The sequence below is a fragment of the Pseudomonas sp. MWU12-2037 genome (genome assembly GCF_023242345.1).
Taxonomy (GTDB): Bacteria; Pseudomonadota; Gammaproteobacteria; order Pseudomonadales; family Pseudomonadaceae; genus Aquipseudomonas; species Aquipseudomonas gingeri_D.
Genome location: NZ_JALLIZ010000027.1, coordinates 57,856 through 64,040, shown reverse-complemented (window position 1 = coordinate 64,040; position 6,185 = coordinate 57,856). Strand labels below are relative to the sequence as shown.

The window sequence follows — 6,185 nt, the reverse complement described above, 5'->3', positions numbered from 1 at the left end:
CACGTCCAGGGCATCGAGGGCCGCCTTGGCGCGGGCGATGGCAGCCGAGTCGGAAGCGGTCACGGCACGGGCCTCCTGGGCCGCGGCGCCACCGGCGCTGTCGAGGCGGTCCATGTTGGCTTCGGTGGCGTGGCCGGCGTTGGCGCCCTTGACGGCCACCTCGCCTTCTTCTTTGTCGAATTCGTCCCAGCTCAGCATGACGTGTCGTCTCCTGCGTGAGGGCCAGATGGCCGTGTGAAAAACACTGATGGTTGGCTTGTCACACGACCAATGGCCGCTTTGGATCTAAAGGATATGTTGCTTGCAGCAGCGGTTCGTGCACGCAAAAACATGGAATAGGTACGGGATGATCCCGTGTCGTCGACGGGAGAGGGCGCCGGGCCTTCCCCTGGGGCCGCAAGGGCCTGAATCAACGAGGGTTTTCAGCTCGATTCGACGCTTTTTCAGGCGCGAATGGATGCCGACAGTATAGGGAATCTGTCCGTTTGTTTCAGCCAGTTTTTGTCGCCAGGGAGGCGAAATGATCCGGACCGGGGCGCGGAGGTCGTGGCGGCGGGGGATGCGGGGAGGAACACCTTTGCCGCAAGAAGCGCTTCTTGCGGCGGGTGGTTTTGCAAGGGTGGATCAGGCCGGGATATTAACCGTGGGAGCAACCGTTACCCATGACGCGGTATTCCATGATATGCCGGGCGCCCTGGGAGTCTTCATAGACCATGCGCGCCGGGACAACTTCGCAAACATCCGGAACTTCACTCATGGAGATAACTTTCTGAATATCCGGGTGAGAACTGTAAGTGTACTCTTCCACCGGAACGGTGTGGCTGGCAACGTCGGTTGGAATCTCGTCAGCCATGGCGGTTGCACACAGGCTGCTGAGGGCCAGAACGACTAGAGCTTTCATCTCGATTTACCTTCTTCGGGTCGTAAGGGGTCACATGGCCCTTGTGAGGCCACGTGTGGAACGGTGTTGATTGGAATTCGAATTAACGGCCTTCGTGGGGGCTGTCGCTAAGTTAATTCGCTGCCTTAGTTGGCGGAATCAATGTTAAGAGTCTACAAAACATTCATATAGAGGGGGTTTTGATAAAGACTATTGACAAAACCTGTAACAATCGTCGAAAAACGTCTCCGGAGACCGTTTCCTGAGTTATTTTCAGGGTGTCGGAAATCGCTACAGGCAGCGTGCTTGAGGCCTTGCAGCGATTGAACCGAGGTTTTTCAGGGTTTTGTTACTACCATCGTCGAATGGTTCCATGGCGCAGGCCCGGCTACAACAGGGTCATAAAACAACAACATATCCACCGAGGTAAGAAAGATGAGTGCGGCTTCCCTGTACCCCGTTCGTCCTGAGGTCCTGGCGACTACGCTGACCGACGAGGCGACCTACAAGGCGATGTACCAGCAGTCGGTCGTCAACCCCGACGGCTTCTGGCGTGAACAAGCCAAGCGCCTCGATTGGATCAAGCCTTTCACCACGGTGAAGCAGACTTCCTTCGACGATCACCATGTCGATATCAAGTGGTTTGCCGACGGCACCCTGAACGTTTCCTACAATTGCCTGGACCGCCACCTGGCCGAGCGGGGCGATCAGGTCGCGATCATCTGGGAAGGCGACGATCCCGCGGATTCGCGCCACATCACCTATCGCGAGCTGCACGAGCAGGTCTGCAAATTCGCCAACGCCCTGCGTGGCCAGGATGTGCATCGCGGCGACGTGGTGACCATCTATATGCCGATGATCCCCGAAGCCGCAGTTGCGATGCTGGCTTGTGCCCGCATCGGCGCGATCCACTCGGTGGTGTTCGGTGGTTTCTCGCCGGAGGCCCTGGCCGGTCGCATTATCGACTGCCGTTCTAAAGTGGTGATCACCGCCGACGAAGGCGTTCGCGCCGGCAAGAAGATCCCCCTCAAGGCCAACGTCGACGACGCCCTGACCAACCCGGAAACCAGCAGCGTCCAGAAAGTCATCGTGTGCAAGCGCACCGGTGGTGCGATCAAATGGAACCAGCATCGCGATATCTGGTTCGAGGACCTGATGAAGGTGGCCGGCAGCGTCTGTGCGCCGAAAGAGATGGGCGCCGAAGAGGCGCTGTTCATCCTCTACACCTCGGGCTCCACTGGCAAGCCGAAGGGCGTGCAGCACACCACCGGCGGTTACCTGCTGTATGCGGCACTGACCCACGAGCGGGTGTTCGACTACCGTCCGGGCGAGGTCTACTGGTGCACCGCCGATGTCGGCTGGGTCACCGGCCACACCTACATTGTCTACGGCCCGCTGGCCAACGGCGCAACCACCGTGATGTTCGAAGGCGTGCCGAACTACCCGGACATTACCCGGGTGGCGAAGATCGTCGACAAGCACCAGGTCAATATCCTCTACACCGCCCCGACCGCGATCCGCGCCATGATGGCCCAGGGTACCGCGGCCGTCGAAGGCGCCGATGGCAGCAGCCTGCGCCTGCTGGGTTCGGTGGGCGAGCCGATCAACCCGGAAGCCTGGGAGTGGTACTACAAGAATGTCGGCAAGTCGCGCTGTCCGATCGTCGACACCTGGTGGCAGACCGAGACCGGCGGCAACATGATGAGCCCGCTGCCGGGCGCCCATGCGCTCAAGCCGGGTTCGGCGACACGGCCGTTCTTCGGCGTGGTGCCGGCGCTGGTGGATAACCTGGGCAACATCATCGAGGGCGCCGCCGAAGGCAACCTGGTGATCCTCGATTCGTGGCCGGGTCAGGCGCGGACCTTGTACGGCGATCACGATCGTTTCGTCGATACCTACTTCAAGACCTTCCGTGGCATGTATTTCACCGGTGACGGCGCGCGCCGCGACGAGGACGGTTACTACTGGATCACCGGGCGCGTGGATGACGTGCTGAACGTCTCCGGCCACCGCATGGGCACTGCCGAGATCGAAAGCGCCATGGTCGCCCACCCGAAAGTCGCCGAAGCGGCGGTGGTCGGTGTGCCCCACGATATCAAGGGGCAGGGCATCTATGTCTATGTCACCCTCAACAGTGGCGAAGAGCCCAGCGAAGCGTTGCGCCTGGAGTTGAAGAACTGGGTGCGCAAGGAAATCGGGCCGATTGCTTCGCCGGATGTCATCCAGTGGGCGCCGGGCTTGCCGAAGACCCGTTCGGGGAAAATCATGCGACGGATCCTGCGCAAGATTGCCACGGGCGAGTACGACGGCCTGGGTGATATCTCCACCCTGGCGGACCCGGGCGTGGTGCAGCATCTGATCGATACCCACAAGACCATGAACGTCGCGTAGCACGCGTTCGAGGTTGACTGAGCCCCGTCCGGCATTGCGCCGGGCGGGGCTCTTTGCGTTCTGTGGCCTGTCTTGTTTCCGTAGGAGCCGGCTTGCTGGCGATGGCGGCCGGAAGGGCGCGGCAAGGCTCAGGGCCTCATCGCCAGCAAGCCGGCTCCCACAAGGTGGCGGTGTCCGTGAGTGAAGTGAGATAAATATCGGTTTTTGCTGTGAATTCCTCCCTCTGTTACCGATTTTTCGGTAGGTAACTAAATGTGTCACCTGCTGCCCGGACACGGGGCAAAGGGAAACGCCGCTGCCCGTTTTCGGCCCGAATCCTGGGCCTTTTAAATCTCATCGAACGCCGTGCTTGCCGGAATAGAAGGCTTTGCCAATAATAGGCCCGCTATTTGCAGGATAGATCGGTTACCCCTTCTTTCGCTCTTGCATGAAAATCAAGAGTTGTCAATGTGTCCATCCCGCTTTCTCGGCGCTTCTGTAATTAGTTGTCGCATTGAGGAAATATCGGCTTCGGACCTGTCGTTAGAATGCCGATCACTCGCTGGTTGTGGCGCACGCTGAACGCGCTCGCCGTTGACCGTTACGCGAAGACTGCTTTCCCATCCGCATATTGGGCTGTTGCTCACTCTGCCGTTTTGCCCTTTACCGATGGAGTCTCAAGATGAAGAAACTCGTGCTGCTTGGCGCCCTGGCACTGTCCGTGCTGTCGCTGCCGACCTTCGCCGATGAAAAACCACTGAAAATTGGTATCGAAGCCGCTTACCCTCCGTTCGCCTCCAAGGCGCCGGACGGCGGTATCGTTGGTTTCGACTACGACATCGGCAATGCCCTGTGCGCAGAGATGAAGGTCAAGTGCGTCTGGGTCGAGCAAGAGTTCGACGGCCTGATCCCGGCCCTCAAGGTTCGCAAGATCGACGCCATCCTGTCGTCGATGTCGATCACAGACGATCGTAAGAAATCGGTCGATTTCACCAACAAGTACTACAACACCCCGGCGCGCCTGGTGATGAAGGAAGGCACCGTTGTCAGCGACAACCTGTCCGAACTCAAGGGCAAGAAGATCGGTGTGCAGCGCGGTTCGATCCACAACCGTTTCGCTGAAGAAGTCCTCAAGCCGCTGGGCGCTGAAATCAAGCCTTACGGTTCACAGAACGAAATCTACCTGGACGTGGCCGCCGGTCGCCTCGACGGCACCGTGGCTGACGCCACCCTGTTGCAGGACGGTTTCCTGAAGACCGATTCCGGCAAGGGCTTCGCCTTCGTCGGCCCGCAATTCACCGACGAGAAATACTTCGGTGATGGCATCGGTATCGCCGTGCGCAAAGGCGACAAGGCCGATCTGGACAAGATCAACGCCGCCATCGTCGCGATCCGTGCCAACGGCACGTACAAGCAGATCCAGGACAAGTACTTCGACTTCGATATCTACGGCAAGTAAACCGCCGCGGTGACAAGTCCGAAATGGCGCAAGCAGCAGGAGCTCTGAGGTTTGCGCCATTTTTTCATCCCTAATTCCGAGGATCTGAATCATGTTGAAAGGCTACGGGGCTGTCATCCTCGATGGCGTTTGGCTGACGCTTCAGCTCGCCTTGTCGTCCATGGCCCTGGCCATTGTCCTGGGCTTGATCGGGGTGGCCTTGCGCCTGTCGCCGGTGCGCTGGCTGGCCTGGCTCGGCGACCTGTATGCCACGGTCATCCGTGGGATTCCCGACCTGGTGCTGATCCTGCTGATCTTCTACGGTGGTCAGGACCTGCTCAACCGCGTCGCGCCGTTGCTCGGCTTTGACGACTATATCGACCTCAACCCCCTGGTCGCCGGTATCGGCACCCTGGGTTTTATTTTCGGCGCTTACCTGTCGGAAACCTTCCGCGGGGCCTTTATGGCGATCCCCAAGGGCCAGGCCGAAGCCGGCATGTCCTACGGCATGAGCAGCCTGCAAGTGTTTTTCCGGGTGCTGGTGCCGCAGATGATTCGCCTGGCGATTCCCGGTTTCACCAACAACTGGCTGGTGCTGACCAAGGCCACCGCGCTGATTTCCGTGGTCGGTCTGCAAGACATGATGTTCAAGGCCAAGCAGGCGGCGGATGCCACCCGCGAGCCTTTCACCTTCTTCCTCGCGGTGGCGGCGATGTACCTGGTGATCACCAGTGTTTCGTTGCTGGCATTGCGTCACCTTGAGAAGCGCTACTCGGTAGGCGTAAGGGCGGCTGATCTATGATCTTCGACTACAACGTCATCTGGGCAGCCATGCCGCTGTACCTCGGCGGCCTGCTGACCACTTTGAAGCTGCTGGCCTTGTCGTTGCTGTTCGGTCTGCTGGCGGCATTGCCCCTGGGGCTGATGCGGGTGTCCAAGCAGCCGGTGGTGAACATCAGCGCCTGGCTCTACACCTACGTGATCCGTGGTACACCGATGCTGGTGCAGCTGTTCCTGATCTACTACGGCCTGGCCCAGTTCGAGGCGGTGCGCGAGAGTGTCCTCTGGCCCTGGCTGTCGAGCGCGACCTTCTGTGCCTGCCTGGCCTTTGCCATCAACACCAGCGCCTACACCGCCGAAATCATCGCCGGCAGCCTGCGGGCCACGCCCAATGGCGAGATCGAGGCGGCCAAGGCCATGGGCATGTCGCGCTACAAGATGTACCGCCGCATCCTGCTGCCGTCGGCCCTGCGCCGGGCGCTGCCGCAGTACAGCAACGAAGTGATCATGATGCTGCAGACCACCAGCCTGGCGTCCATCGTCACCCTGATCGACATCACCGGTGCCGCCCGTACCGTCAACGCCCAGTATTACCTGCCGTTCGAGGCCTACATCACCGCCGGCGCGTTCTACCTGTGCCTGACCTTTATCCTGGTGCGGCTGTTCAAGTTGGCTGAACGCCGCTGGTTGGGTTACCTGGCGCCGAGGAAGCACTGA

General features: G+C 59.9%; 5 protein-coding genes and 1 pseudogene. 4 read left to right on the top strand and 2 right to left on the bottom strand.

Annotated features, from left to right (window positions below; all coding sequences use genetic code 11):
- Both M5B42_RS30195 and M5B42_RS30190 read right to left on the bottom strand, forming a co-directional pair.
- Positions 1–198: pseudogene (locus M5B42_RS30195) on the bottom strand (ribonucleotide-diphosphate reductase subunit beta); the annotation flags it as partial.
- Between the two features lie 439 nt (positions 199–637).
- Positions 638–901 carry a DUF2790 domain-containing protein gene (locus M5B42_RS30190; protein ID WP_100944753.1) on the bottom strand — a complete coding sequence of 88 codons (264 nt, stop codon included), beginning with the start codon at positions 899–901 and terminating at the stop codon, positions 638–640.
- A 414-nt stretch (positions 902–1,315) separates the two neighbouring features.
- On the opposite strand from M5B42_RS30190, the gene acs reads away from it, so the two are divergent.
- The 4 genes from acs to M5B42_RS30170 all read left to right on the top strand — a co-directional run bounded on the left by acs (position 1,316) and on the right by M5B42_RS30170 (position 6,185).
- On the top strand, positions 1,316–3,271 hold the full coding sequence (acs, locus tag M5B42_RS30185; protein ID WP_248747885.1) for an acetate--CoA ligase: 1,956 nt from the start codon (positions 1,316–1,318) through the stop codon (positions 3,269–3,271).
- A gap of 661 nt (positions 3,272–3,932) precedes the next feature.
- The gene (locus tag M5B42_RS30180) at positions 3,933–4,709 is read left to right on the top strand and encodes an ABC transporter substrate-binding protein (RefSeq protein WP_248747884.1); all 777 of its coding nucleotides are present in this window, start codon (positions 3,933–3,935) and stop codon (positions 4,707–4,709) included.
- A 91-nt stretch (positions 4,710–4,800) separates the two neighbouring features.
- Positions 4,801–5,490, top strand: a complete 690-nt coding sequence (locus M5B42_RS30175) for an ABC transporter permease (protein WP_100944750.1) — start codon at positions 4,801–4,803, stop codon at positions 5,488–5,490.
- A complete protein-coding gene (locus tag M5B42_RS30170; protein WP_248747883.1) occupies positions 5,487–6,185 on the top strand; it encodes an ABC transporter permease in 699 nt (232 codons plus the stop codon). The genes M5B42_RS30175 and M5B42_RS30170 overlap by 4 nt, the downstream gene beginning before the upstream one ends.

Bases quoted from the DNA above. Each gene is read 5' to 3' on its own strand.
- M5B42_RS30190 (WP_100944753.1), bottom strand. From the start codon at position 901: ATGAAAGCTCTAGTCGTTCTGGCCCTCAGCAGCCTGTGTGCAACCGCC.
- M5B42_RS30170 (WP_248747883.1), top strand. From the start codon at position 5,487: ATGATCTTCGACTACAACGTCATCTGGGCAGCCATGCCGCTGTACCTC.
- M5B42_RS30175 (WP_100944750.1), top strand. From the start codon at position 4,801: ATGTTGAAAGGCTACGGGGCTGTCATCCTCGATGGCGTTTGGCTGACG.
- acs (WP_248747885.1), top strand. From the start codon at position 1,316: ATGAGTGCGGCTTCCCTGTACCCCGTTCGTCCTGAGGTCCTGGCGACT.
- M5B42_RS30180 (WP_248747884.1), top strand. From the start codon at position 3,933: ATGAAGAAACTCGTGCTGCTTGGCGCCCTGGCACTGTCCGTGCTGTCG.